2 protein-coding genes are annotated in these 925 nt (G+C 42.6%); both read left to right on the top strand.

The features are described 5' to 3' along the window. On the top strand, positions 1-394 hold a 394-nt coding region (locus tag ACINWC141_RS20220), incomplete at its 5' end, for a hypothetical protein (protein WP_009389207.1). 49 nt (positions 395-443) lie between these two features. Continuing rightward, positions 444-842, top strand: a complete 399-nt coding sequence (locus ACINWC141_RS06100) for a hypothetical protein (protein WP_009389205.1) — start codon at positions 444-446, stop codon at positions 840-842. Positions 843-925 lie beyond the last annotated feature (83 nt).

The following is a 925-nucleotide window of genomic DNA, read 5'->3' as shown; positions in this document are numbered from 1 at the left end:
TGTACCTACTGCTTCTTCAGCAAGCTCTGATCTATTCCACGACGGAAAAGTTTACTTCTCTTCAAATGGTTTAGTTCAGGATCGCTCAAATCTGGATGACGTTCAGGATTTCACCTTAGGGCAATCCTCACGTCCTCAGGCAGAGATTATGCCTTCTTTTGAGCAATCTTCACCAACAATCAATTTCAAGATTGAAGTCGTGAATCAAGTCAGTGGTGCAACGGTTGAAGCTGAACAATTGGATGAGAAAACAGTCCGAATCATCGTCAAGGAAGAGCTGGATAAGCAACTTCCAAAAGCGGTACCGAAACTTGTAAGCGATCAAATCGCAAATCCAAACTCAACTATTAGTCGGTCTTTGACTGAGAATACGACAGCAAGAAGAAATCGTTAATCAGTGAAACCACCATTCGAGGTGGTTTTTTATTACCTGAAGGAAAGTTATGTACAAGTTAAAGCTAAATCCTCAGACCAGCGGCTATGGCGTAACACCAGGTGATGATGTGAAACGTCAGCAGATGGATGGCGGTCGTGGGCGCTATTACATCGATGTAAAACGTAATAGCCACATTGTTGATGTGAACTGGAACTTAAGTAAACCCGATTTCAATAAAATGATGGCTTTCTGGCGGATCTACCAGAACAAGCCAGCCTCATTTTATGCAGACTTGGTGATTGATCAGGGAGCACGTCAGCAATACCTATGTAACTTCATTCCGAACTCGTTCAAGACCAATGAAGTTAATGGCAACCTTTACCGGGTAAATGCTCAGCTCGAAGTTGTTCAAAACCAGCCAAACCTTACTGCCGATATCGCTTTGATTAAGGACTGGGAGGTCTAATGGATAACGAATATGCCAAGTTCTTTTTCAACCGGAAAGTTGATGTCTATCAACTGGAGTGTATTGAGCTTTCTCATCCATCT

Source organism: Acinetobacter sp. WC-141 (assembly GCF_000313935.1).
In the GTDB taxonomy this organism is placed as follows: Bacteria; Pseudomonadota; Gammaproteobacteria; order Pseudomonadales; family Moraxellaceae; genus Acinetobacter.
The sequence above is the reverse complement of the archived record's forward strand: the minus strand, read 5'-3'. Positions and strand labels throughout refer to the sequence as shown.